20 protein-coding genes and 1 pseudogene are annotated in these 25,076 nt (G+C 69.2%); 10 read left to right on the top strand and 11 right to left on the bottom strand.

Annotation, left to right across the window (positions count from 1 at the left end; translation table 11 throughout):
• Positions 1-5 precede the first annotated feature (5 nt).
• Positions 6-878 carry a class I SAM-dependent methyltransferase gene (locus tag ACWF9G_RS03755; RefSeq protein WP_452513444.1) on the top strand — a complete coding sequence of 291 codons (873 nt, stop codon included), beginning with the start codon at positions 6-8 and terminating at the stop codon, positions 876-878.
• On the opposite strand, the gene ACWF9G_RS03750 is transcribed toward ACWF9G_RS03755, so the two are convergent.
• Positions 806-1,102, bottom strand: a complete 297-nt coding sequence (locus tag ACWF9G_RS03750; RefSeq protein WP_379305575.1) for a hypothetical protein — start codon at positions 1,100-1,102, stop codon at positions 806-808. The genes ACWF9G_RS03755 and ACWF9G_RS03750 overlap by 73 nt on opposite strands.
• 211 nt (positions 1,103-1,313) lie before the next feature.
• On the opposite strand from ACWF9G_RS03750, the gene ACWF9G_RS03745 reads away from it, so the two are divergent.
• The gene (locus ACWF9G_RS03745) at positions 1,314-2,762 is read left to right on the top strand and encodes an aldehyde dehydrogenase (protein WP_379305577.1); all 1,449 of its coding nucleotides are present in this window, start codon (positions 1,314-1,316) and stop codon (positions 2,760-2,762) included.
• Here the strand turns inward: ACWF9G_RS03745 and ACWF9G_RS03740 are convergent.
• Positions 2,759-2,938, bottom strand: coding sequence for a hypothetical protein (locus ACWF9G_RS03740; RefSeq protein ID WP_379305579.1), 180 nt, complete (start codon positions 2,936-2,938; stop codon positions 2,759-2,761). The two genes, ACWF9G_RS03745 and ACWF9G_RS03740, sit on opposite strands and share 4 nt — an antisense overlap.
• A 461-nt stretch (positions 2,939-3,399) precedes the next feature.
• Here ACWF9G_RS03740 and ACWF9G_RS03735 point away from each other — a divergent pair, with 461 nt between their 5' ends.
• Genes ACWF9G_RS03735 through ACWF9G_RS03725 form a run of 3 tightly spaced genes read left to right on the top strand, consistent with a single transcriptional unit; the run spans position 3,400 to position 4,729 of the window.
• Complete coding sequence (locus tag ACWF9G_RS03735) at positions 3,400-3,603, top strand: hypothetical protein (protein WP_452513441.1); 204 nt, start codon at positions 3,400-3,402, stop codon at positions 3,601-3,603.
• The gene (locus ACWF9G_RS03730) at positions 3,600-3,914 is read left to right on the top strand and encodes a type II toxin-antitoxin system PemK/MazF family toxin (protein ID WP_452513439.1); all 315 of its coding nucleotides are present in this window, start codon (positions 3,600-3,602) and stop codon (positions 3,912-3,914) included. The genes ACWF9G_RS03735 and ACWF9G_RS03730 overlap by 4 nt, the downstream gene beginning before the upstream one ends.
• A gap of 59 nt (positions 3,915-3,973) precedes the next feature.
• A complete protein-coding gene (locus tag ACWF9G_RS03725; RefSeq protein ID WP_452513437.1) occupies positions 3,974-4,729 on the top strand; it encodes an HD domain-containing protein in 756 nt (251 codons plus the stop codon).
• Positions 4,730-4,782: 53 nt separating this feature from the next.
• Here ACWF9G_RS03725 and ACWF9G_RS03720 read toward each other — a convergent pair whose 3' ends face one another.
• The 3 genes from ACWF9G_RS03720 to ACWF9G_RS03710 form a co-directional block, all read right to left on the bottom strand.
• Positions 4,783-6,612 carry a phosphoenolpyruvate carboxykinase (GTP) gene (locus ACWF9G_RS03720; protein WP_379305585.1) on the bottom strand — a complete coding sequence of 610 codons (1,830 nt, stop codon included), beginning with the start codon at positions 6,610-6,612 and terminating at the stop codon, positions 4,783-4,785.
• A 251-nt stretch (positions 6,613-6,863) separates the two neighbouring features.
• Positions 6,864-8,384 carry a hypothetical protein gene (locus tag ACWF9G_RS03715; protein WP_452513435.1) on the bottom strand — a complete coding sequence of 507 codons (1,521 nt, stop codon included), beginning with the start codon at positions 8,382-8,384 and terminating at the stop codon, positions 6,864-6,866.
• The gene (locus tag ACWF9G_RS03710; protein WP_452513433.1) at positions 8,371-9,480 is read right to left on the bottom strand and encodes a hypothetical protein; all 1,110 of its coding nucleotides are present in this window, start codon (positions 9,478-9,480) and stop codon (positions 8,371-8,373) included. Before ACWF9G_RS03710 ends, ACWF9G_RS03715 begins: the two co-directional genes overlap by 14 nt.
• Positions 9,481-9,646: 166 nt before the next feature.
• Here ACWF9G_RS03710 and trmB point away from each other — a divergent pair, with 166 nt between their 5' ends.
• The 4 genes and pseudogenes from trmB (at position 9,647) to ACWF9G_RS03690 (ending at position 16,077) form a co-directional block, all read left to right on the top strand.
• Positions 9,647-10,504, top strand: coding sequence for a tRNA (guanosine(46)-N7)-methyltransferase TrmB (gene trmB, locus ACWF9G_RS03705; RefSeq protein WP_452513431.1), 858 nt, complete (start codon positions 9,647-9,649; stop codon positions 10,502-10,504).
• Entirely contained in the window at positions 10,501-11,223 is a 723-nt protein-coding gene (locus ACWF9G_RS03700; RefSeq protein WP_379305593.1) for an NYN domain-containing protein, read from the top strand. The genes trmB and ACWF9G_RS03700 overlap by 4 nt, the downstream gene beginning before the upstream one ends.
• Positions 11,224-14,446: pseudogene (locus ACWF9G_RS03695) on the top strand (MMPL family transporter).
• A 560-nt stretch (positions 14,447-15,006) separates the two neighbouring features.
• Positions 15,007-16,077, top strand: a complete 1,071-nt coding sequence (locus tag ACWF9G_RS03690; protein WP_452513429.1) for a hypothetical protein — start codon at positions 15,007-15,009, stop codon at positions 16,075-16,077.
• Between the two features lie 63 nt (positions 16,078-16,140).
• On the opposite strand, the gene ACWF9G_RS03685 is transcribed toward ACWF9G_RS03690, so the two are convergent.
• The 6 genes from ACWF9G_RS03685 to ACWF9G_RS03660 all read right to left on the bottom strand — a co-directional run bounded on the left by ACWF9G_RS03685 (position 16,141) and on the right by ACWF9G_RS03660 (position 23,481).
• Positions 16,141-16,989 carry an LLM class flavin-dependent oxidoreductase gene (locus ACWF9G_RS03685; RefSeq protein WP_452513427.1) on the bottom strand — a complete coding sequence of 283 codons (849 nt, stop codon included), beginning with the start codon at positions 16,987-16,989 and terminating at the stop codon, positions 16,141-16,143.
• A 162-nt stretch (positions 16,990-17,151) separates the two neighbouring features.
• Positions 17,152-18,903 (bottom strand): DUF2339 domain-containing protein, encoded by a 1,752-nt coding sequence (locus ACWF9G_RS03680; RefSeq protein WP_452513425.1) that lies wholly within the window; start codon positions 18,901-18,903, stop codon positions 17,152-17,154.
• Between the two features lie 791 nt (positions 18,904-19,694).
• Positions 19,695-20,360, bottom strand: a complete 666-nt coding sequence (locus ACWF9G_RS03675; protein WP_189034385.1) for a DUF1707 SHOCT-like domain-containing protein — start codon at positions 20,358-20,360, stop codon at positions 19,695-19,697.
• 52 nt (positions 20,361-20,412) lie between these two features.
• Positions 20,413-21,069: a response regulator gene (locus tag ACWF9G_RS03670; RefSeq protein ID WP_378850376.1), complete on the bottom strand. Its 657-nt coding sequence runs from the start codon at positions 21,067-21,069 to the stop codon at positions 20,413-20,415.
• 14 nt (positions 21,070-21,083) lie between these two features.
• Positions 21,084-22,262: a MacS family sensor histidine kinase gene (gene macS / locus ACWF9G_RS03665; protein WP_452513423.1), complete on the bottom strand. Its 1,179-nt coding sequence runs from the start codon at positions 22,260-22,262 to the stop codon at positions 21,084-21,086.
• Positions 22,243-23,481: an AI-2E family transporter gene (locus ACWF9G_RS03660; RefSeq protein ID WP_379305604.1), complete on the bottom strand. Its 1,239-nt coding sequence runs from the start codon at positions 23,479-23,481 to the stop codon at positions 22,243-22,245. The genes macS and ACWF9G_RS03660 overlap by 20 nt, the downstream gene beginning before the upstream one ends.
• Before the next feature lie 72 nt (positions 23,482-23,553).
• On the opposite strand from ACWF9G_RS03660, the gene ACWF9G_RS03655 reads away from it, so the two are divergent.
• A complete protein-coding gene (locus tag ACWF9G_RS03655) occupies positions 23,554-25,074 on the top strand; it encodes an adenylate/guanylate cyclase domain-containing protein (protein ID WP_379305721.1) in 1,521 nt (506 codons plus the stop codon).
• Positions 25,075-25,076: the final 2 nt, after the last annotated feature.

The following is a 25,076-nucleotide window of genomic DNA, read 5'->3' as shown; positions in this document are numbered from 1 at the left end:
TGCCCGTGCCGACCGCATTCCTGCCGAGTACCGAGCAGCACGTCCAGCGTCGCGACCAGTCCAGGTTCGCGCGTCGCGCGACGCTGCGCCGCTCGCTGCGGCTGCTCACCAGCTTCCGGTTCGAGCAGTCCGACCCGGCCAGGTTCTACGGCGGCATCGCCACCGACAGCGCCGACCTGATCGGCGACTTCTACGCCGACATCGCAGGCCGCGACCTCACCGGCACCGTCGTCCTCGACGTCGGCGGCGGGCCCGGCTACTTCGCCGACGAGTTCACCGCGGCGGGCGCGCGCTACGTCTCGGTCGAGCCCGACCCGTCGGAAATGCACGCCGCCGGCCTGCGGGTCTCCGGTTCGGTCCGCGGATCGGGGATGGCATTGCCGTTCCGCGACGATGCCTTCGACGTCTGCTTCTCCTCGAACGTGGCCGAGCACGTGCCGCAGCCGTGGGTGATGGCGGAGGAGATGGCGCGCGTGACCAAGCCCGGCGGCCTCATCGTGTTCTCCTACACGGTGTGGCACGGGCCGTTCGGTGGTCACGAGACCGGCCTCTGGCACTACCTCGGCGGCGAGTACGCGGCCCGCCGGTACCTTCGCAAGCACGGGCGCGAACCCAAGAACAGGTTCGGCAGGTCACTGTTCGCGGTGACCGCCGCCGACGGCTTGCGCTGGGCGGCAACGACTTCGGCCGACGTGCGAACAGTATTTCCCCGCTATCACCCGCGCTGGGCGTGGTGGCTTGTCCGGGTTCCGGTGATCCGCGAGCTATTGGTGAGCAACCTGGTGATCGTCGCCACCAAGGTCGATCAGCCCAGCCAGCTCAATCGGCGGGACCGGCGGACAGGTTCCGGTAGCGCGCTGGCCCACGGCGACTCCTGAATCGCCAGGCCGACGGTCTCCAGCGTGGTCAGTCCGACCTGATCGGCGAGCACCCCGACCATCGCGACCACCTCGGCGGCCTGGATGGCGGCAGTCGCCTGCTCGATCGTGAGTGTGCGGCCCGGCAGGAATGACACAACCCATCCCCCGCTGCCCACACTCTTCGCTTGATGGTCGGTCTGGTCGCTGGTCATCAACGATCGGCCGATCACTTGCACAGCCATGAGTCGGTCTCCCCAATTCGCTGTAAAGGTCTGATGAATCGAGCGAGCTGATCAGTAGCTAAAGCATCCCCTTTTCACCAACAGAACGCAATAGTGCGTTTTCCCGAAAAGCGAACCGACAGGTTGGAATTCGCCCTGTTCACAGTTGTTGCGGGACAGCGAATTAGAACGTGTTGCAGACAACCCGGCCACAAAACTGTAACGTGTTCTTATGCACTACGACAGTCTGTTCATCGGCGGGAAGTGGACCACCCCTGCCGGTAGTGACCGCATTTCCGTGGTCTCACCCGCAACGGAGGAGACCGTCGGCAGCGTGCCCGCGGTAACGAAGGCCGATGTGGACGCGGCGGTCGCCGCGGCCCGCGACGCCTTCGACAGCGGACCGTGGCCATCGACACCGCCACTGGAACGAGCAGAGGTGCTCACCAGGGCGGCCCGCCTGATCGAGCAGCGTTCGCCCGAATTGCTCGCCGCGCTCACCGCGGAGATGGGCGCTCCTTCGTTAGCCGCCTTGACACTCAACCAGATTCCGGCCGTCGCCGCGCTCGATGCCTGGGCGGCGCTGGCTAAGACGTTCCAGTGGAACGAGACTCGCACCGGCCTGTTCGGAACCTCCCGTGTCTCACGGGAACCGCGCGGTGTCGTCGCGGCGATCACCGCCTGGAATGTCCCGATGTTCCTCGCCGCGAACAAGCTCGGCCCCGCCCTGCTGGCCGGCTGCACCGTGGTACTCAAGCCGTCACCGCTGACCCCGCTGACCGCCAACCTCATCGCCGACATCTTCACCGAGGCCGGGCTCCCGGACGGCGTGCTCTCGGTACTGCCCGCCGACGCGGCGGAGAGCGAATACCTCGCAAGCCACCCCGGCGTCGACAAGGTGACCTTCACCGGCAGCACCGCGGTCGGCCGCAAGCTGGCCGCGATCGCGGGCGAGCAGCTCAAGACCGTCTCGCTCGAGCTCGGCGGCAAGTCGGCCGCCATCGTGCTCGAGGATGTCGACCTGGCCGCCAGCATCCCCGTGCTGGCGTTCTCCGGGCTGATGAACAGCGGGCAGGGCTGTGTCGCGCAGACGCGCATCCTCGCGCCGCGCAGCCGCTACGACGAGATCGTCGACGCGCTGGTCGCCCACGTCAAGACCATGCAGACCGGCGACCCGAGCGATCCGGCCACCCAGCTCGGCCCGCTGATCAGCGAGAAGCAGCGCGACCGGGTGGAGAGCTACATCGCCAAGGGCAAGGAAGAGGGCGCGCGCCTGGTCCTCGGCGGCGGCAGGCCCGCCGGCGTCGAGCGTGGCTGGTTCGTCGAGCCGACGATCTTCGCCGACGTCGACAACTCCAGCACCATCGCGCAGGAGGAGATCTTCGGCCCCGTGCTCTCGGTGATCCCGTACGAGACCGAGGAGGAGGCGATCGCCATCGCGAACGACTCCGACTACGGCCTCGCCGGTTCGGTGTGGACCACCGACATCGAGCACGGCGTCGAGATCGCGGCCAAGGTGCGCACCGGCACCTACGCGATCAACTGGTACGCCTTCGATCCCACCGCACCGTTCGGCGGGTACAAGAACTCGGGTATCGGCCGCGAGAACGGTCCCGAGGGCCTCGACGCGTTCTGCGAGCAGAAGTCGGTGCTGATGCCGATGGGCTGGACCGCGGACTAGTTCTCCGGCATCACGACCCGCAGGACCGGCTGTCCGGCCACCTGGCCCCGGGGCGGTAGGTCGACCACGTCGACCCGCCACCCCGGTGGCAGGGCCCGTTGCAGGCGGCCCGCCACACGTTGCAGTGGCGTACTCGAGTAGGTGTCGGACTTGTATCCGGTCACCAGATCGGTCATGCGTCAACCACCTCTCAGCGTCGATTCGCCGGGACCGCGTCTGCGGCTCCCGAGTCTCGAAAGGGAGTTAGCTCGGATGGTGCGACGTGCTGCCCAGGAATATAGGTGACATCGCCCGTCCGCAGACAGCGACCCCCTGACATCGACAGATATACCCCGAATCGAGTCGGGGAAATCGTCCGCGACGGAAGTGATCGGGAAACCCCGAGTTCGCTTACCCGGCTCCACGCCGCCCACTACCCCGAAAAGCGGCACCGCGCCGGATCTCGGTTCAGTGCCGTAGCGAGCGCCGATACGCCGACGGCGTGAGCCCGGTCGCGGCGCGCAGGTGATCGCGCAACGCCGTCACGCTGCCGAACCCCGACCGCTGCGCGACCGTGTCCACCGGCAGCTCGCGAGGTCCGCCGCCGCCAATTCCCGGCGGTCGACACCCATGTTTAACAAGCGTTAAACTCGCTGGTATGGGCACTATCGCCTTCCGCGCCACCGAGGCGGACAGGGAACTTGTCGCGCGACTGAGCCGCACCGGCGAGACCGCATCGGACGTCCTGCGCCGCGCCCTACGCGTGCTCGATCGGGAACACTGGCACGCCGAAGCGCAAGCAGACGCTGACCGCATCATGGTTACCGGAGAGAATCTCAGCGAAGAGGCCGATGCCTGGTGATCCGGGGTGCGATCTACCGCATAGATCTCGGCGAAGAGCGACGTGGCCACGAACTACGCGGACGCCGCTTCGGTGTCGTACTCTCGCGCACAGATTGGACGATGGTGACCGCAGTGCCGACATCGACGAGTGCACAGCCATCGCGGTTCCGTCCCGAGATCAAGATCGACGGCCGGACTACGCTGCTGCTTGTTGACCAGATCAGATCCTTGGATGTCGACTACCTGAAGGGTGACCCGGTTGCTTATCTGACACGCGAAGAACTGACCGACCTCGACCGCGCCGTCATCCGGTACCTGGGACTCGACTGAGCATCGGAGCGAGACCACCTGACCCCGACGGCGGGTGCAACAAGTGGAGGAGATCGACCATGCTCACCGTGACACCCGCCCTCGACTGGGAATGGGCCACCCGCACCGGCGGAAATCTCACCGCCGCCCAGCGCCGCTCCCTGACCTTCGGGTTGCTGCGCACCGCACCCACGCTGGTGCTCGGCCGGATCCGCCATGGGCTCGGCCGCCGCGGCGCCGGGCGGCTCGACCTCGCCGAGCTGCGACTGCCGGACACCGCACTCGCCCGCGCCGCGGAAGTCGAAGCGCGCGAACAGCTTTCGGATGTCGTGCTGGCGCACTCCTTCCGCACCTACTTCTTCGCCCGCGCGCTGGCCGAGCTCGACAGAGTCGACTACGACGACGAGATCGCCTACGTGGCCAGCCTGCTGCACGACCTGAAAATCGAAACACCTACGCCGGGTAGGTGTTTCGCCGTGGCCGGCGGCGAATCGGCGAACGCGTTCGCACTGCGCCACGGCGCGCCGGCCGAGCGGGCCGAGTCGATCGGCGCCGCGATCGCGGCGCATCTCAATCCCGACGCGGCCGCGAACCTCAGCGACCCGGGCGGTTTCGTCTCGGCGGGCGCGTCGGTCGATGTCCTCGGCAGGCGTCTGTCCGACCTCGACGCCGCCTTCGTCGGCGACCTGCTCGCCCAGCACCCACGCCATCACCTCAAGCAGCACCTCATCGACTGCTTCGACGCCGAGGCCGCCGCGGTACCCGACGGCCGGATCCATTGGCTCAAGGGCACCGGCTTCTTCCAGCTGATCAAGCTGGCGCCGTTCGCCGAATAGACGAAACCGCCCGTACCGAATGCGGTACGGGCGGTTCTCTGTCTCCGGGGCGATCAGCCCAGGCGCTCCTTGAGTGCCTCGAACTCGTCGCGCACGCCGGAGGGGAGCTTGTCACCGACGAACTCGAACCACTCCTCGATCGACGGGATCTCGTTGCGCCACTCGTCGGTGTTCACCGCGAGCGCCTCGTCGACGTCGGCAACGACCACGTCGAGGCCTTCCAGATCGAGGTCGGCGGCCGAGGGGACGTTGCCGACCGGGGTCGCCACGGCACCGGAACGGCCCTCGATGCGGCCGACGATCCACTCGAGCACGCGGGAGTTCTCACCGAATCCGGGCCACAGGAAGCGGCCGTCGCCGCCACGACGGAACCAGTTGACGTAGAAGATCTTCGGCAGCTTGTCCGCGTCGGCGTTCTTGCCGAGGTTGATCCAGTGGTTGAGGTAGTCGCCCACGTGGTAGCCGAGGAACGGCAGCATCGCCATCGGGTCGCGGCGGACGGTGCCGACCTTGCCCTCGGCGGCGGCGGTCTGCTCGGAGCCCATGGTGGCGCCCATGAACACGCCGTGCTCCCAGCCGAAGGACTCGGTCACCAGCGGGACGGTGGTCTTGCGGCGACCGCCGAACAGGATCGCCGAGATCGGCACACCCTGCGGGTCGTCCCACTCGGGGGCCAGGATCGGGCACTGCGACATCGGGGTGCAGTAGCGCGAGTTCGGGTGGGCGGCGTGGCCCTCCGACTCCGGCGTCCAGTCGTTGCCCTTCCAGTCGATCAGGTGCTGCGGGTCGCCCTCCAGGCCCTCCCACCACACATCGTTGTCGTCGGTCTCGGCGACGTTGGTGTAGACGGTGTTGCCCGCCTCGATGGTGGCCATCGCGTTGGGGTTGGAGCTGCGGTTGGTGCCCGGCGCGACGCCGAAGAAGCCGAACTCCGGGTTCACCGCGTAGAGGCGGCCGTCCTCGCCGAAACGCATCCAGGCGATGTCGTCGCCCAGGGTCTCCGCGCGCCAGCCCGGGATGGTCGGCTGGATCATCGCGAGGTTGGTCTTACCGCAGGCGCTCGGGAACGCGGCGGCGACGTAGTAGTTCTTGTTCTCGGGCGAGATCAGCTTGAGGATCAGCATGTGCTCGGCCAGCCAGCCCTCGTCGTGTGCCATCGCCGAGGCGATGCGCAGCGAGTAGCACTTCTTGCCGAGCAGCGCGTTGCCGCCGTAGCCGGAACCGAAGGACCAGATCTCGCGGTCCTCGGGGAAGTGGGTGATGTACTTGGTGTCGCTGCACGGCCACGGCACGTCGGCCTGGCCCGCTGCCAGCGGCGCGCCGACGGAGTGCAGCGCCTTCACGAACGGGCGGTCGGCGCCCAGCTTGTCGAGCGCGGCCTGGCCCATGCGGGTCATCACGCGCATCGAGACCACGACGTACTCCGAGTCGGTGATCTCCACGCCCAGCTTGGGGTCCTCGGCACCGAGCGGGCCCATGCAGAAGGGCACCACGTACATGGTGCGGCCCTTCATCGAGCCGCGGTACAGCTCGGTCATGGTGGCGCGCATCTCGGCGGGGTCGACCCAGTTGTTGGTCGGACCGGCGTCGGCCTCGGTCTTGGAGCAGATGTAGGTGCGCGACTCGACGCGGGCGACGTCGGACGGGTCCGACAGCGCCAGGAACGAGTTCGGCTTCTTCTTCTCGTCGAGCTTCTTGAAGGTGCCCGCCTCGACCAGTTGCGTGGTCAGGCGATCCCATTCCGCATCGGAGCCGTCGGCCCAGACCACGCGATCCGGCTGAGTGAGCTCTGCGACTTCCTGTACCCAGGCGAGCAGTTCACTGTGCTCGGTCGGCGCCGTGCCGTCGGATCCACGAAGACCAGGAATGGTCGCTGAGGTCATGAAAACTCTCCTGAGATGGGCGGTTTTTCGATGCGAAGTCCATCGATCGCCACCGGGCGGGAAGGCGTCCGCAGCGAACCAACCACCGCACAACCCCAAATGGACGGCGTACAGCGCCGTCCACGGACGGAGGCCGCGCATCGACTGGCACGGAGCGGACGCCCAGGTTCCTGGTTAAAGGTTAACGCGATATGACGATCGAGACGGAATCGGGTTAGGAATCTGGTCTCTGATAACTACCCATCGGTCGATCAGCCAATCGTGGCGACACAGCGGTCGAGCACCGCGACGTCGCGCTCGCACGCCGCCAGCTGCGCCGGGCGCTCCGCGACGAGCCGCCGTGCGAGAACATCCAGCTCCGCGACGCGACGGTCGACAGCCACCGCCCGTGCCGTCGATTCACGGATCACATGCTCGGCCAATTCTGCCTCCACATCGACCAGCACCGCGGCGACACGCTGCTCGAGCAGGGCTTTTATGTTTACGAGCGCCTCGGCAACCCACTGCGCCAGGTGATTGCGCTCGGCCAGCTGGGCCCGCGCACGCACCACCCAGTAGGCCGCGCCCGCGCCGAGCAGCAGCGTCACGGGGACGCTCGCGACGTCCAGAGTCGGCACCAGCGACAGCGGCGCGACGACCAGTCGGCCGAGGCCGACGCCGGCCGACGCGCCGAGCGCGATCATGAGGTGATCTTCGACACCGCGGTGTCTCGGGGCGGGGTCAGGGCCGAGTCGCGGCGCCGGATCGCGCCTGCGTGCGGCGGGTGCGGCCGTGCCGACCCGGCGGGCGGTCTCGATCACCCGGTCGTCGATGACGGTGTCGACCGCGGCCGACAAGTCACCCGCCGCCTGCTGCAAGCGCTGCGGGTAGGCGCGCAGTTCGCCGCGGTCGCAGCGGTCGAGTTCGGCGCGGGAACGGGTGTGCAGGGCGCGTACCAGCGCGCCGACCTCGGTGGACAGGTCGACACGCGCCAGCTGGACCTGGCTGCGCACCGCCGCCAGACCGGTCTGGCGGCCGCCGTCGCGCTCGGCCAGCAGGGCGACCCGTTCCTCCCTGATCCGGGCGGAGTCGGCGCCGGAGCGCAGCGCGGTGATCTGTTCGGTGATGCGCGCCGTGGTGTCGGTGAGCACCCTGGTCAGCACGGCCGACCTGCGCTCGGCGCCGTCGGCCGGTCCCCGCGCGGTCGCCGCGGCCAGCGCGGCGTGCAGGGCGGCCAGGCCGGAGCGGTCGAGCAGGGCGGAGTCGTCGGCGGCGCGGGCCGCGGCGGCAAGACGCGCCGACACCGGGAGCACGTCGAGGTCGACGATGCCGCGCGCGGCGAGCAGGGCGCTGCTGCGTTCGCGGATCGCCTGCCAGTCCTGATAGGCGTGGAAGCCGTTCATGGCGAGCACGATCCGCTGGTCGGCGGCGCGCAGGCGCTCGATCAGGGCGAGCATGTCGGCGCCGAGCACGCTGCCCGCGTCGAAGAGGATCAGGGCGACGGGGCGGTCTTCGGCCGATGCGGGCGTGGCCGGGTCGGCCAGGTCGATGCGCGGTTCGAAGCGGGCCAGCTCGGTGCGCAGCAGGGTGGTGTTGGCGTCGTCGACCGCGTAGAGGACGACGCGTGCGCCGGTGCCCGGCTGGTCCAGCGCGCGCAGCAGTGCCGCGCCCTGCGGGTTCCACCGCTCGACGACGGCCGTCAGATCCGCAGGAAGCGCCTGCGCCGCCGCGTCGTCGTCGGCGCCCCGTGTCTGCTCGGCAGGCAGGACACCGGGTCTGTCAGAGTCCGGCACTGCTCATCCGTTCCCAGGCGCGGATATAGCCGTTGTGCACGCGTAGAGCGGCGCGGCGGGCGGCGGGCGGCATGTCGCTGGAGACAACGGCGCGCCAGCGGGTCGCGCGCGCGAGGGCTTCGTCGGCGTCGGCGGGCGCGGGCGACGGGTAGCCGGCGGCGAGGTGGGCGACCTGCGGACAGGCCAAGCCCGCGCACAGTCCGGCCCACAGCGCGTCGTCGCCGATGAGGTAGTTCTCGATGAGTTCGCGGGCGTGGCCACCGTCACCGGGGACGGCGCGGGCGGCGAGCCTGGTCAGCTCGTCGAGCAGTTCGCCGCCGCGGACCGCTTCCACCTGCTCGTAGCGGCGGTGCACCAGCCGGTGCAGCGGATCGATGCCGCCCGCGGAGTGCAGGATCTGGATCAGCGCGGCGGCGCTGAGGTCGGGGTCGGCGCGCAGGGCGGTGAGGGCGCAGTCGACGCCGTACAGGTCCCAGCGGGCGATCAGCCGCCTGCGCGCGTCCTGGTCGGAGCCGGTACCGACGAACAGGTCGGCCGACAGCACGGACGGGATATCGGGGCCGACCGCTAGTCTGCGCAGGTCGGTGCGGTCGGCCGCGTCGACCGCGCCCGCCCTGGTGTGGGCGGCCAGCGAGGCGACGACCGGCACGATCGGCAGGCCGAGCTCGCGCGCGTACCGGTCGGCGGCGGCCACCGCCTCGCCCCAGCGCGCGCCAACCGCGTCGGCCTTGTTGAGCACGACGACACCGCGGCCAGGCGGCACAGTGGCGAGCAACCGCTGGTCGGCGGCCTGCGGCGCACCGGCGAGGACGTAGATGACGAGATCGCCGTCGAGGACCGGATCGGGCACTCCCGGCTGATCGACCGGCGGGGTCTCCTCCGCCGACAGCAACGCCAGCGCGCGCAGCACCGTGCTGCGCCCGCTCAGCGCCCGCCCCGCCACCTGGATGCGCAGCGGACGCCGACGACGCGCGACCGCCGCGGCGAGCCCATCGGCGATCGCCGGATCACCGCCCCGACCGGCAGCGAGCGCGGAGATCAGCTGGTCGAGCTGGTCGGATGCCCGTGTCTGTATGGACTCGGTGGCTGTCGACATTCTGCCCACCCCCTTTTCCGAGGGCATTCTGTCAGATCCGCGGGGCGGCGGCCGTCGCGAACCAACTGCCGACCAGGGGCAACACCGCCGCTACATGCCACGATCCGACAGCGCGTCGCCCTGCCCGCCGCACTCGGCTGCGACGGGGCTCGGCGCATGCTGGACAATGGACGTCGTGAACGACGCCGCCAACCACCCTGTCGAGTCGGTTCCGGGGCAGCCGTCCACCGCCTCGGCCCATGCGGATCCGCTCCCGCCGACCCGCCCTGCCCTCTCCGAGATCCCGCACGAGGCGGGCCGTCGCTCGACCACCGGCTCGCGCCTGTATCCGCGCGTCACGAGCTTCCGCTCGCGGCGCGGCGCGCTGACGCCGAATCAGCAGGTCGCCTGGGAACGCACCTGGCCGGTGATCGGCCGCGAGGTCGCCAACGAGCCGATCGACGCCGACGCGTGGTTCGGGCGCAGCGCCCCGCTGGTCATCGAGATCGGCTGCGGCACCGGCACCGCGACGGCCGCCATGGCGCAGGCCGAACCGCACCTGAATCTGATCGGCATCGAGGTGTACCAGCCGGGTCTGGCCCAGCTCGTCTGCCAGATCGAGCGCGAGGAGATCGGTAACATCCGGCTGCTGCGCGGCGACGCCGTCGATGTGCTCGAGAACATGGTTGCCCCGGAGTCGCTGACCGGTGTCCGGGTGTTCTTCCCCGACCCGTGGCCCAAGGCACGTCACCACAAGCGCAGACTGCTGCAGGCGCCGACCTTCGCGTTGATCGCCAGCAGGCTCAAGCCGGGCGGTGTGCTGCACGTCGCCACCGACCACGCCGATTACGCCGAGCACATCCTGGCAGTAGGCTCGGCGGAACCGCTGCTCACCGGCCTGAACGACACCACCGGCGGCAACAGCGCCGCCAACCGCGTCACCGCGCCGATCGGTTTCGAACGGCCCGTCACCAAGTTCGAGGGCAAAGGCCTGCGTGCCGGTAGCGCCATCAACGAGTTCATATGGGGGAAGATCGACAGATGAGCGTGAGTGAGATCGCCACCGAGATGCCGGATATCGCCCAGGGAGCAACCGGCAGCGAGGCGCTGGGCAGTTCCGGCCCCGATGTCCGACGCGTCCTGCTCGTCTGGGACGCGCCGAACCTCGACATGGGACTTGGCGCCATCCTCGGTGGACGTCCCACCGCCGCTTATCGCCCCCGTTTCGACGCGCTCGGCCGCTGGCTGCTCGCGCGCACGGCCGAGCTGTCGGTCGGCGCGAAGGGCCGCGTCGAACCCGAGGCCACCGTCTTCACCAATATCGCGCCGGGCACCGCCGACGTGGTCCGGCCGTGGGTCGAGGCGTTACGCAACGTAGGTTTCGCGGTCTTCGCCAAGCCGAAGATCGACGAGGACTCCGACGTCGACGCCGACATGCTCGCGCACATCGCGATGCGCGAGCGCGACGGCGGCCTGGCCGGCATCATGGTCGCCTCGGCCGACGGCCAGGCGTTCCGTGAACCGCTCGAAGCGATTGCCGCCAAGGGAATCCCAGCTCAGGTCCTCGGATTCCGCGAGCACGCGAGTTGGGCGGTGACTTCCGATACTCTCGAGTTCGTCGACCTCGAGGACATCCCGGGCGTATTCCGGGAGCCGCTACCGCGGGTGAGCCTCGATTCGCTGCCCGACGAGGGTGCCTGGCTGCAGCCTTTCCGGCCGCTGTCGGCACTACTCACGTCTCGCCCTGGTCAAGGAGTCGCTTAAGTGTTCACCCGCTGGGGCGATCTGGTCTATCGGTTCCGTTTCGCCGTCATCGCGGTCTTCGGTGCTGCGTTGCTGGCGCTGGGCGCCTACGGCACGGGGCTCGGCGATCGCCTGTCCCAGAGCGGCTGGTTCGATCCCGGCTCGGAGTCGGTGCAGGGCGCGGAACTCGCCGACAGCTCCTTCGGGCGCGATCACCTGGCCGACGTGATCGTCATGTACAACGCTCCAGCGGACACGACGATCGATGACCCGGAGTTCAGCCGGAAGATCGTCGACAATCTGAACGCGGCCGCCACCGCACACCCAGACCGGATCAGCAAGATCAACGGCACCTACTGGCGGGTGGGCAACGCGCCCGCCGTGCCGTCGACGTTCGGTTCCAAGGACAAGAAGCACGCGTTCGCCTCCATCGCCATCGTCGGTGACGACGACAGCACGGTCATGTCCAACTACCGGGCCGTGGCTGACGTCTTCTACATTCCCGGCGTCGATGTGGAGGTCTCGGGCCTGCAGCCGCTCGCGGTCACGCTCAACGACACCATCGCGCACGACACCAAGCGGATGGAAGTGCTTGCGCTGCCCGCGGTGGCCATCCTGCTGTTCTTCATCTTCGGTGGCATCGTCGCGGCCGCGCTGCCGCTGATCATCGGTGGTCTGACGATCATCGGCGCGACCGGCATCGTGATGACGCTGACCAACTTCACCGAGGTCAACTCGTTCGTCACGGGCGTCGTCTCGATGATCGGTCTCGGCCTCGCGATCGACTACGGCCTGTTCATAGTCAGCCGATTCCGCGAGGAACTGGCCGAGGGGTACGACACCAAGGCCGCCGTCCGGCGATCGGTGGTGACAGCCGGGCGAACGGTCGTCTTCTCCGCGACGATGATCATCGCCAGCCTCGGCGGTGTCCTGCTGTTCCCGCAGGGCTTCCTGCGTTCGGTGGCCTACGGCACCATCGCGACCGTCTCCCTGGCCGCGCTGACCGCGGTGACGATTCTGCCCGCCATGCTGGCCGTGCTCGGCCCGCGCGTCGACATGCTCGGCCTCAAGCGTTTCCGCAAGAACAAGACCGCCGAGCAGATCGAGAACGGTTTCTGGGGCAACCTCACCCGCTGGGTGATGAAGCACCCGCTCAAGATCGCGATCCCGGTCACGGTCGGCCTGCTGTTGCTGATCATCCCGGTGAAGAATCTGTCCTTCGGCGGCATCAACGAGAAGTATCTGCCGCCGGACAATGCGACCCGTGCCTCGCTCGAGCACTTCTACGAGGTCTTCCCGCAGAAGAAGACCGACCCGATCCAGCTGGTCTTCGTCTCGGACAACACCACGGCGATCGGCAAGGTCTGGAAGGAAGCCAACCAAGCTCCCGGTCTGGTCGGCCCGTTCGAAGTGCCGGTCAAGTCGCCGACCGACCCCCAGGTGTTCCGTACCTCGGCGACCCTGGTCGATCCCACCGGCAACGCCGAGCCGACCATCGACTACCTGCGCTCGATCGAAATACCCGACGGCGTCACGATGTATGTCACCGGCCAGCCCGCGCTCATGGCCGACAGCATCGACACGCTGCTCGAACTGATGCCGTGGATGATCTTGATCGTCCTCCTCACCACCTTTGTGCTGATGTTCCTCACCTTCGGTTCGCTGGTGCTACCGATCAAGGCAGCGCTGATGAGCGCGCTCGGGCTCGGCTCGACGCTGGGCATCCTGACCTGGATCTTCATCGACGGCAATGGTTCCGGGCTGCTGAACTTCACCCCGCAACCGATCAGCGCGCCGGTCCTGATGCTGATCATCGCGATCATCTACGGCTTGTCGACCGACTACGAGGTCTTCCTGCTCTCCCGCATGGTGGAGGCGCGCGCGCAAGGCGCGTCGACCACCGAAGCCGTGCGGATCGGCACCGCCCAAACCGGGCGGATCATCACCGCCGCCGCGCTGATTCTGCTCGTGGTGACCGGTGCGTTCGCGTTCTCCGACATGGTGATGATGCAGTACATCGCCTACGGCATGATCGCGGCGCTGTTCATCGATGCCACCGTGCTGCGCATGCTGCTGGTGCCGGCGATCATGAAGCTGCTCGGCGACGACTGCTGGTGGGCGCCGAAGTGGATGAAGCGCATCCAGGAGAAGATCGGTCTCGGCGAGCCCATCCTCGACGACGAGCGCCCGCAGAAGGGCGCAGTGGTCGACCTGGTGAAGACCACACCGATCACCGATCCGCCGACCATGCAGATGACGGTGGTTCCCGACAGCAAGCTGGCAAAGACCCCGCGCCGCCCGCGCACGGTCGCCGAGATCGAGGCCGAGGCGCCGACCGCGCACCTGGACAAGATCACCGAGCACACCGATCCCGCCGAGCCTGCCCGGCCACGGCCCCCGATGTCGCCGGATCCGACCCGTCCCCGCGCGCCGATGTTGTCCTCGGGCGAGCCGACCCAGGTGCTGCCGATCGTGCAGCCGGGTGCCGAGGCGCCCAAGTCCGATCAGGGACAGGCTGATTCGTCCACCGATCAGCCGGACACTCCCTCGGCCGAGCTGTCCCAGCACACCGGCGGCGAGCCGACCCAGATCCTGCCGATCGTCAAGCCCGGTGCCGAGGCACCGAAGTCCGATCAGGGACACAGCGATTCGACGTCGGGTCTCGACAACGGACAGCCGCGCAGCGATCTCCGCTCCGGTGCGCCCGGCACCTCGGGCGTCGATACACCTGGTACCCCAGGCGTCAACGCGCCCGGCGCCACCGGCTTCGCCACACAGGGCGAACCTGGCCCCGGCACGCCGAGCATCTCCGGCATCAGCACGCCGGGCGACTCCCGCCCCGGCACGCAGGACTTCTCCGGGCCTGGCGCATCGGGCGACTCCGGCACCGGCTCGCAGGGGCGTTTCCGCCTCGCGCCCGAAAGCACCAGTGGTGCTGCGGGTTCCAGCATCAGCGAGTCCGGCCTCATCGGTGGTCACGACTCCTCCAGCCCTGACACGCCTGGCGTTATCGGTGGCGGGCACATCCCCGGCGTCGACTCGCCCGGTAGGAGCACGCGCGAACCCGCACCGCGCGGGTCGCAGCGGGTGCAGCCGCCCGCGGGTTACGCGCCGCCTGCGCGCGGGGGCGACAGGTCGGCGCCGCGGGTGTCTGCGCCGTCCGATGCGCCCGAGTTCGGCACGCCCGCAGACGATTCCAGCTCGCGGCCGAGCATTGTCAATCCGGTGCGGCCCAGCCTGGTGAACACGCCGCCGCCCGGTGTCGTGCCGCCGCCTGCGCCGAGCATCGTCAACACGCCGACGCGGGTCGCTCCGCCGTCCGCGCCGAATATCGTCAACCCACCGCCGCCGAGCATGGTCACGCCGACGCCGCGGCCGGTCGAGCCGCCTGCCGGTGGCACGTTCAGTGGGTTCACCCCGCTGACCGGGTACGAACCCGCGCCGGGCACCGACGCGACCGAGCAGTCCGCGCCGGAGCCGGAATCGCGCGGCACCGAACCGGAGTCGCGCGGCTTTGTGCCGCCGACCGATCTCTCGGTCGCGCCGGGTGCGCATCGCGCCGAATCGCCCGCGAACAATGGCATCGTGCGTCCCGCGCCCGAAGCACAGCGTCCCACGCCGAACGCACCGCGCCCCGCGCCGAACGCACCGCGGCCCGTGGCTGACGCACCTCACTCCGTGACTGACGCGCCGCGCCCTGTGACTGACGCACCTCGCCCCGTGGCTGACGCACCTCGCCCCGTGGCTGACACGCCACGCCCCCTGGCTGACACACAGCATCCCACGCCGAACGCACCGCGGCCCGTGGCTGATACATCGCACCAGGCGGCTGACACACCGCAGCCCGCGAACGAACCCTCCGCGCGTGGCGTTTTCGGCACCCCGGTGCCCGTCGAGCCGCAGCCGCGGTCTTCGTGGAGCCCGGCCGAGCCTGCCGCGCCGAGTGGGTTCCGCGCGCCCGAGACCGATGGTGGACCGCGGTTCTCCCAGGTAACGCCGGCGCCGAACCAGGATTCGGCGCAGCCCGAAGTGGTGCGCCCGCAGGTCGCCCCGCCCGGGTTCACCGCCGTCACACCCGGCGAGACCACGCCCGCAACGTGGCAGACCGAACCCGTCGCCGCGCGGAACGACCCTGCGGATACACCCGGATCGTGGCAGTCCGAATCCGCGGACCCGCAGGTCAACCCTGCGGCCACTCCCACATCGTGGGCCGAACCCGCCGCGCAGGACAACCCTGCCGCCACACCCACAGCGTGGCAGCCAGAGCCCGCCGCCGAGGACAACCCTGCGGATACACCCGCATCGTGGGCCCAGCCCGCCGCGCGGGGCAACTCTGCCGCCACACCCACATCGTGGCAGCCTGAACCCGTCGAGCCGCAGGGCAACTCTGCGGCCATGCCCGCATCGTGGCAGTCCGAACCCGCCGCCGCGCAGGACAACCCCGCGGATGCACCCGCATCGTGGCAGGACAGCCCCGCGGCCATGCCAGCAACGTGGCAGTCCGAACCCGCCGCCGCACAGGACAACCCCGCGGATGCACCCGCATCGTGGCTGGCCGAATCCGTCGAACCGCAGGGCAGCCCTGCGGATGCACCCGGTCAGTGGCAGGCTCCCGCCGGTTTCACCGCCGTGCCAGCGCCGGGCCAGGAGGAGCCGATCGGTGCCACCTCGTCGCCGGACGACAATGCCGCTCCCGCACCGGAATCCGACGGGCCGCAGGCGGACAGCCGCAACGAGATCGAGAACTGGATGGCGCAGCTGCGCTCTTCGCGTCGCGGGCCGGCCGCCGACGACGGGCGTCACCAACACGGCGGCGAGGGTCGCACGGTCAGTGTGAACGAGCTGCTGCGTCGCCGCGAGGGCGACAGCGACTGACGGCAGCGGACCCGAACACGAAACCCACGGCGAGATTCCGCCGTGGGTTTCGTCGTTCTGCGTTCAGAGCACGGTGTCGGCGAAGCGATCGACCTGGTCGGGGTCGGTGCCGTAGCAGTACAGGATTGTCTCGTCGGCGCCGAGGTCTTCGAATTGTTTGATGGCGGAACGGATCTGGTCGGGTGTGGTGAGCAGACCGGCGGCCATGTAGTCGGCGCGGCCGCTGAACTCGTAGTAGTCGAGGATGGCGGTGCGGGCGTGGTCGATCAGGGGTTGAGCGCCGAGGACTGCGTTGAGCTGGGCGACGATGCGCGGTGCGCCGGCGCGGCCGTGGTCGGTCCAGGAGCGTCGGGCGAGGTCGAAGAGACCACCTGCCCAGGTGGGTGCGGCGGCGGCGAGGAAGCCGCCGCCCCAGCGGCCGACACGGTCGATGGCGGCGGGTTGGAAGCCGCCGAAGAGCAGGTCGGGACCGTCGGGTGCGGTGGGTGCCGGGCCGATGGGGCCGCAGGTCTGGCTGAACGGCTCGCCGGACCAGAGGCGGCGCATGATGGCGAGCTGTTCGTCGAGGCGGCGGCCGCGGGTGCGGATATCGGTGCCGGTGGCCTCGTGGTCGTCGTCGCGACCGCCGACACCGAGGCCGAGCGCGAAGCGTCCGCCGGAGAGGCGGTCCAGGGTGGCGGCCTGCTTGGCAAGCAGCGCCGGGTCACGCAGGGGTGCGATCAGTACCTCGGTCTGCAAGCGGATGTGGTCGGTCGCCCCGGCGAGCATGGCCAGGGTGACCAGCGGTTCGGGATTGTCGTAGACCATGCGGTCGAGCAGGCCGAGTGTCGAGAACCCGGCGGAGTCGGCGCGACGGGCCCACTCGGGCAGCGCGATGGGGTCGGCGATGGGAAGTCCGAGACCGATGTGCATGGAAATCCTCCAGTGGATATGGGCGTGTGTCATCAAGCCGCCCACTCCACGCCTCGATGAATGAGGCGGGGCTCCCACACTGCGACATATTTCTGGAGAGCGCCGATCGGATTGCGCTCACCGTAAGCGATCCACCCGGAAGTCCGCAACCGCGAGGCTGACCTAAGTGGCAGGATCGGCAGGCCGCGAATCCGCGAACGCTCGCGCGTAGCGAGTCCCGGTGAGCAGCAACAGGATTCCGACGACCAGGAACGCGGCGACGCGGACCAGACCGGACAGCGTCGACAGGTCGAACAGGAAGAGCTTGGCCAGTGCGGCGGCGGCGACGAGCAGACCCGACACCAGGCACACCTTCGCGACGGCCGGCGACCGGGACAGCCTGCGCAGCCCGTAGAACAGCGAGGTCGTGGCCGCGACCATCCACACGATCGTCGCGAGACTGTGCCCGAGGATGAATCCGTCTGCCCCACCAAGGGATACGCCCAGCGATACCGCCGCGACGAGCACGTAGTACAGGCCTGCGACACTCACCGCGATCCACACACCGGTGACAAGCGCCTGATCGGCCCAGCCGGGAAGCCGGGGCACCGTCCACGCCACCATCGCCGCGACGCCGAGCCCCAGCACCGCCGCCGCAGCCGTCGCGATGTCGAGGCGCTGGTCCGCGAGACGGTGTAGCGCAAGGGTTTCCGGTGAGGCGATGGCCAGCAGCACCAGTCCACCGAGCAGCGCGAAGCCGATACCGACGCAGGCTCCCACGCGGGTGCGGCTCGTCGCGGCCACGGCGAGGAATGCCAAGGCCACCGCGAACAGCACCGTCGGCAGGAGGTGCGGTTCGCTTCCGGTAGCGCTGACGCAGGTCAGCAGGAGCGACACGGCACCGGTCAGCGCCGACACCAGCGCGGTGTGCCGGGAAATCCCGAGCCGATCCGCGAGACCTGGGACGAGCGTCGTCGCCGCCAGACCGAGCAAGACCGCGGCCAGGGCCCCGGTGATCGACGCGGTCATCACGCGATCGAACAGCATCGCCGCGGCGAAGAGCGGCAGCGCGGTGAGTGCGATGGTGATGCTCGCGGTGATGTCACCGGGCCTGCGACGCGCTACGAGCACCGCGCCGGCCAGCCCGACCACCGCACACGCGACCGCCGCGACCAACAGTCCACCACGCCGCTCCACCTCATCCCCGGCGATGGCCGCCGAGATCCCACTGAGCGCGATCACACTCAACGCGGCCAGCACCACAGGCAACGTGCGCGCCACGTGCAGAACCGGCCACACCCTGCGCATCTGCACGGGCACACCCGCGGCCTGCAAAACCACAAGGAACCCCAGCAGCATCAGCTCGGTCGTCAACGCAGGCGACAACAACGCCGCCCCGAGCACAACCCCCACCGCCAACGGCTGCGACTGCCACCGCATCGCGATCCCGACACCGATCAGCGCGACCACCAGCGCCACCGCCAGTCCGACCCCAGGCTCTACCCAGCGGTAATACCCGGTCACCGCGACAACATCCAGATACGCACCCGCAATCCCGGTGGCCACCAAGGCAATGCCACCAACACGCCCACCAGGACGACCGAACACCCGCCACCCCGAACCGACGAGGCCGACCGAAAGCACCCCACCGGCAACAACCCTCGCCACGGGCCCGAAGAACCCAGCCTGTGCAGCGAGCACCAACAGCATCAACACACCGATCAGCGTCACCCCGACCCCAGCCACCGCCAGCACCCGCGAGATCACCCCTTCCCGCTGCCACCACGGCGTCCGAGGCCCCCGCACCGGCGGCGCAACCCACCCGGTCCCCCGCTGCCCCACCCCAGCCACCCAACCCGCCGGGCCATACCCAGGAGTCCCAGCCCAACCCCCATACCCCGGCGCGGGCGGCGGAACAGGCTGTGCCGCAGCCATTTGCGTAGCAGGCCCATACCCCGGCGCCCACCCCGCAGGAATCGGAGCGCCACCAACAGGCACCCCACCGGGAACCGGCACACGGAAAGGCACTCCCCCCGACGGACCACCAACCGGCATTTCCCGTCCGACTGGAACACCCCACGCGGACACACCGCCAGGCGCCGGCAGCCCACCAGTCAGGACACCACCGGACGCACCCTCAGCGGTCAAATCCACAGGCACCCCACCCCCAGCAGCCGCGCCACTCGGAACCGAAGAAGCGGCCGACGCCCCACTCGAAGCACCAGTGGCCGCCGCACTCTCAGCGACGACACCTCCTTGACCCAGCTCGCCGCTGCGAGACACCGCACCTGAAACTGTCGAATCTCCCGCAGGCGCACCGGATGCCGCCGCTGTGTCGGGATCCGAAGGGGCGGCACTCCCGCCGACCACGCCAGGCACACCACCAGCAGGCACTTCACCCTCGGCCGCATTCCCGGCAGCTCGTCGGCCGGGATCCGAAGTCCGTCCAGCCCACTCGGCACCGGGAGCCGACGAACGGGCGCGGCCTGCGGCAGCCTGCGCATCAACCGCGGACCGATGCACCTCACCCTGCAACTGTGCGCGCAGCACCTCCAGCTCACCACCCAGCCGCCCCATCTGGGCGCCGAGCGTGGTGAACTCACCCGAGAGTCGCGCGACGAGCGCGGGATCGATCGACGTACTCATGCCTTCATCGTCGACCCGCGGGTCGCGCGGGACATGAGTAGAAACACCCGGTGGGGTGCGGGACTCCTACGTGAATCGCCTCAGGAGCCGAGGAAGCGGCGCCATTGGACCATCAGCGGGTACTTCGCGGTGACGGAGCCGAAGCGGACGCGGCCGTGGACGACCAGGTGCAGTGGACCGATGGGCGGACCGGTGCGGACCTTGTTGTTGACACTGGACCCGATCAGGTCGAGGCCGTTGAGGTCGACGGTGGCGGCGGCGGGGACGAGCAGGGTCAGGCCGGTGCAGTAGTCGTCGACCTTGATCTCGACGATCTGGGTCTGCATGACGGCCTCGGTGAAGTCCAGGGTGACGCCCGACATCAGGTTGTTGAGGTGCAGCACCGGCGGCACCTGCCACGGTCCGCGACGGTGCACGCCCGAGAGGCGGCTGCGGATCAGGCCGGGGGTCGAACCGCCGGGCGGGACCGGCCGCGGCCGTGGCATGGCGGCAGGCTGGGGCGCGCCAGCCACCCGCATGCCGGGCAGGTCGACGAGCACGGCGTTGAGTTCGCCGCGGGTCTTCGCGGCGAGCGCGGTGTCCATGCGTTCGGTGAACTCGCCGAGCGAGAGCATGCCGAGACCGACGGCGCGCTGCAGCAGCTGGCCGACGTGTTCGCGTTCGGCGTCGGAGACGCGCAGGTCCCGGTCGCCGACGGGACCGAAGGTCGTGGCACCGGGTACGGAAAGGGATTCGGGACCGCCCATGTCATCGAGAGTGCCAGGAAATCGGGCACCGCACATCAGGGCAAACCCCCAATTACTCGAGGCCCTGCTCGATGGCGTATCGGGTGAGCTCGACGCGGTTGGCGAGCTGCAGTTTTCGCAGTGTGGCCTGCACGTGATTCTCGACGGTGCGATGCGACAGGCTCAGCCGCGACGCGATCTGCTTGGCCGAGAGCCCCTTGGCGACCATCCGCAGCACCTCGGTCTCCCGCTCGGTCAGCGACGGGCGGTGCGGCTGATCCGCCGCGACGGGCGCTGTCGCCATCCGCCGGTATTCGCCGAGCACCAGACCCGCCAGACCGGGCGTGAACACCGGCTGACCCGCGGCGGTGGCCCGCACGGCGTCGATCAGCTCGGCCGCCGACGCGCTCTTCACCAGGTACCCGCTGGCGCCCGCCTTGATCGCGTCGAGCACGTCGTCGCGTTCGGCCGACGCCGAGAGCACCAGCACCCGGCTGTGCGGTGACACCCGCAGCACCTCGGCGGTGGCGGTGGCACCGTTGCCGTCGGTGAGCTGCATGTCCATCAGCACCACGTCGGGCTGGACCGCGGCGGCGCGGCGGGTGGCCGTGCCGACCCCGTCGGCGGTGGCTGGCACGGCGAACCCGGCCTCGGTGAGGTCGCGGGAGACGCCCTCGCGCCACATCGGGTGGTCGTCGACCACCATCACCGTGATGGCCTGGTCCGCCATCGCTGCTCCTTCGCTCAGGGCGCCGGGTGGCGCGGAATCCGGAATTCCCATTCGGTGCCGAGGTCGTCGCCCTCGGTCAGCAGTTCGGCGGTGCCGCCGAGTGCACCGATGCGTCCGACGATGGATCGCGAAACCCCCATCCGCCCTTCGGCTTCGGCCGCGGCGAGCCTGCCGACCGGAATTCCCACACCGTCGTCGCGCACGCTCACCACCAGCATGTCACCGGTGTCTTCCAGCAGCACATACGCTTTCGCCGTCGGCCCAGCGTGCCGTTCGACATTGGACAGCGCGGTCGCCACGGCAGCGGCGATCTCGTGCGCCGCGAGCCGGCCGACGCGCACCGGATCACCTGGCGTCGCCACCGACACCGTCGGCGTGGCCTGCGTGGTCAGCAGCGGACGCAGATCCACCTCGGCGTCACCGGAATCCGGATGCTCCGCCTGCTCGGACAACAGAACCCGCAGCGCCACTTCCTGTTCCCCCGCTCGCTGCGCGAGTTCCGCAGCGGGTCCGCCTATTTCGGTGCCGCGTCTTTTGATGAAGGCCAGCACCTGGAGCACACCGTCGTGTACCTCGCGGGCCAGACGTTCCCGTTCCTGCGCGGCGGCGGTGATCCGCAGCGCGCGCTCGAGCTGCACTTGGGCGCGCCGAGCCGTATTCGCGGCCAGTCCCAGAGCCAGACCGACGGACACCAGCACCGGCGCGGTGGCATCGCCCCACACATCCTGTCCCCACTGCTCGCGCACCGTCACGACCACGGCCGACATCCCGAGCCCCGCGATGACACCGGCGACCGGCCCGCGCAGGATCGCCATGGAGATCACCGAGTTGGCGATCCACAGCGTCGTCGGCAGGGTCTGATGGCCGTGGTACCAGTCGTAATCGGCGACGAGCCGGGTCGAGGCGATCAGCAGGATCGTCACGACCTGGTCGCCGAAGACCACCCAGCCGCGAATCCGGCCGGTCGCGGTGGGGAAATACCACTGCGAGAGCAGCAGCGCGGAACTGCCCGACCAGATCGCCATCAGCGCGATCAGCACCCAGCTCAGCCGCGGATGCTGGTAGTAGGGCACCGAGGCGATCTGCTGGCCGATCGCGTACAGCAGCGTGACCAGCCGGAAAGCCTGGGCGGCCCGCCACAGCGGCGCGGTCGCCGCGTCGGCCGAGCTCAGCTCAGCTGTGTGCGTCCGCATCGCCGGACTCCGCCTCGGCCTTGCGCAGCGTGCGCGCGACATCGAAACGCCCTGGTTCCGGCTTGTCCGGCTCGGCGGAGAACAATCTTCGGTCCTCACCACCGGCGAGCTCGCCGTAGACCTCCTCCGGACTGTCGGCGAGCAGGTACCGGATCGCGGTATTGCCGACCGCGATCAACGGCACCGCCAGCAGCGCGCCCGCGATCCCGCCGACCACCAAGCCCGCGGTGATCGCCAGAACCACGGCCAGCGGGTGGATGCTCACCGCACGACCCAGCAGCAGCGGCTGCAGCACATGGCCTTCCAGCTGCATCACCGCGATGATGATGCCGAGCACGATCAACGCCGTCACCGGACCCTTGGTGACCAGCGCGATGAACACCGCGACGAACCCGGCGAAGAACGCGCCGATGATCGGGATGAACGCGCTGATGAACACCAGCGAGGCCAGCGGCAGCGCCAGCGGAACGTGCAGGATCGCCAGCCCCGCTCCTATGCCGATCGCGTCCACCGCGGCCACGACGACCGTGGCGCGCACGAACCCGACCAGCGTCCCGAAGCCCAGCTCACCGGCGATGCGGACCTTGTCCCGGTGCGCGGTGGGAATGATCCGGGTGACGAAGTGCCAGATCTGGTCGCCGCCGTAGAGGAAGAAGATGAGGATGAACAGGATCAGGAACGCGCCGGTGAGGATGTGCCCGATCGCGGTGGCGGTGGTCAGCGCGCCGCTGGTCAGGCTCTCGCGGTTGTCCTGGATGGTGCGCACGATGGTGTCGCCCGCGCTGCGGATCTGCTGATCGCTCAGGTGCGGCGGGCCGTTGATCAGCCAGTCCTGCACCTTGTGCACGCTGTTGGTGACCTCGTTGGACAGCCCGGGCACACCGTCGACGAACTGTTCGACGACGAAGGTCATGATCCCGGCGAGCAGACCGATAGACCCGACCAGCGCCACGAACACGCCGAGTGAACGCGGAATCCCGACCCGCTGCATCCAGTCGACCAGCGGCGCGAGCAGCGCGGCCGCGAGCAGCGCGATCGCCAGCGGAATCACCACGGTGGCGAACTTCTGCACCAGCATCCCCACCGCGAGCAGGGCGGCGAAGATGATCAACAGCCGCCAGGACCAGGCTGCGGCTTTGCGGACCAGCGGATGTACCGCCTCGGCGTCCGCGCGCCACGGTGTGGACGTTGGCGCGGAATCTACCTTCTGGTCGGTCACCCGAGAGAGCCTATCGGTCCGAACGCTAGATTGGTGGTCGTGTCGGCGCCTCTGGAAGCGGTCAAACAGACCATGCGAACGCGCTGGCCGCTGTATCTGACCTCGGTACTGCTGGCCAACGCCTTCGGCGCGGTCCTGGTGTGGGCCTTCATCCAATACGGTCTGCCCGTACCCGAAGGCGATCCCGGTGGCGTGCGCAAGACCGGCTTCCTCGCGCCGGTGCTGGTCTTCGGCGCCGCCGCGGTACTGAGCATCTTCGGCGCGGCGCTGATGCTGCGGCCGGTGATGCGCTGGCAGATGCGCGGCGGCCCACCGAGCCGACAGGAACAGATGGCCGCGCTGCACGTGCCGCTGCGCCAGTCGATCCTGCATCTGGTGCTGTGGATCATCGGCGGCGGCATCCTGGCGGCGCTGATCATCGTCGAATCGCCCGAGCTGGCCGGCGCCGTGATCGTCACCGAATGTATGGCCGCGACCATCGTGTTCGGCTTCACCTACATGCTCGGTGAGCGCATCCTGCGCCCGGTCGCCGCCGAGGCGCTGACCGAGGGCACCTTCGACCACACGCTCACCCCCGGCGTCGGTACCAGGATGGCCATGACCTGGGGCATGGGCACCTTCGCGCCGACCATCGCGATCGTGCTGCTGTGCGTCACCCAGATCTCCTCCGATGTGAAGTTCTCGGCGAAATCGCTGGCCATCTCGATCCTGCTGCTGTGCGGCGTGGTGATCATGCAGGCGCTGGCGCTGTCGATGCTCACCGGATCCTCCATCTCCGACCCGGTCCGCCAGCTGTCCCAAGCCATCAACAGGGTGCAGGGCGGCGCGCGCGACGTGCAGGTGGAGGTCTACGACGGCAGCGAGATCGGCCTGCTGCAGGTCGGCTTCAACCGGATGATGGAGGAGGCGGCCAAGCGGCGCAAGCTGCAGGAACTGTTCGGTCAGCACGTCGGCGAGGACGTGGCCCAGCGCGCCCTGGACTACGGCACCGAACTGGGCGGTGAGACCAGGTTCGTCGCGGTGCTGTTCGTCGACATGGTCGGCTCGACGGCCGCGGCGGCCGAGCGTCCGCCGACCGAGGTCGTCAGCCTGCTCAACGAGTTCTTCCGGGTGGTGGTCGACGTGATCGACCGCCACCACGGTTTCGTCAACAAGTTCGTCGGTGACGCGGCGCTGGCCATCTTCGGCGCGCCGCTCGACCGCCCCGACGCACCGAGCGCCGCGCTGGCCGCCGCCCGCGATCTGCGCGAAGCGCTGCGCGAAGTGACCAGCCTCGACGTCGGCATCGGCGTCTCGGCGGGCCTCGCGGTCGCCGGAAACATCGGCGCCGCGAATCGTTTCGAATACACCGTGATCGGCGACCCCGTCAACGAGGCGTCGCGGCTCACCGAATTGGCCAAAGATCAACCCGGCCGCGTTCTCGCTTCGGGCAGCGCGCTCTACTTCGCCGACGAAAGCGAGCAAGACCATTGGGAAACCGGCGACGAGGTCCAGCTGCGTGGCAGACGCAGGAAAACCCGCCTGGCCTGGCCCAAGCCGGCCAACGCCACGGACGACGAGGACCAGGAAGAACAGCTGCGTTCGTTAGGCTGAGA

It is taken from the genome of Nocardia sp. NPDC055029 (genome assembly GCF_053608525.1).
This window is presented reverse-complemented; position numbering and strand designations above follow the sequence as displayed.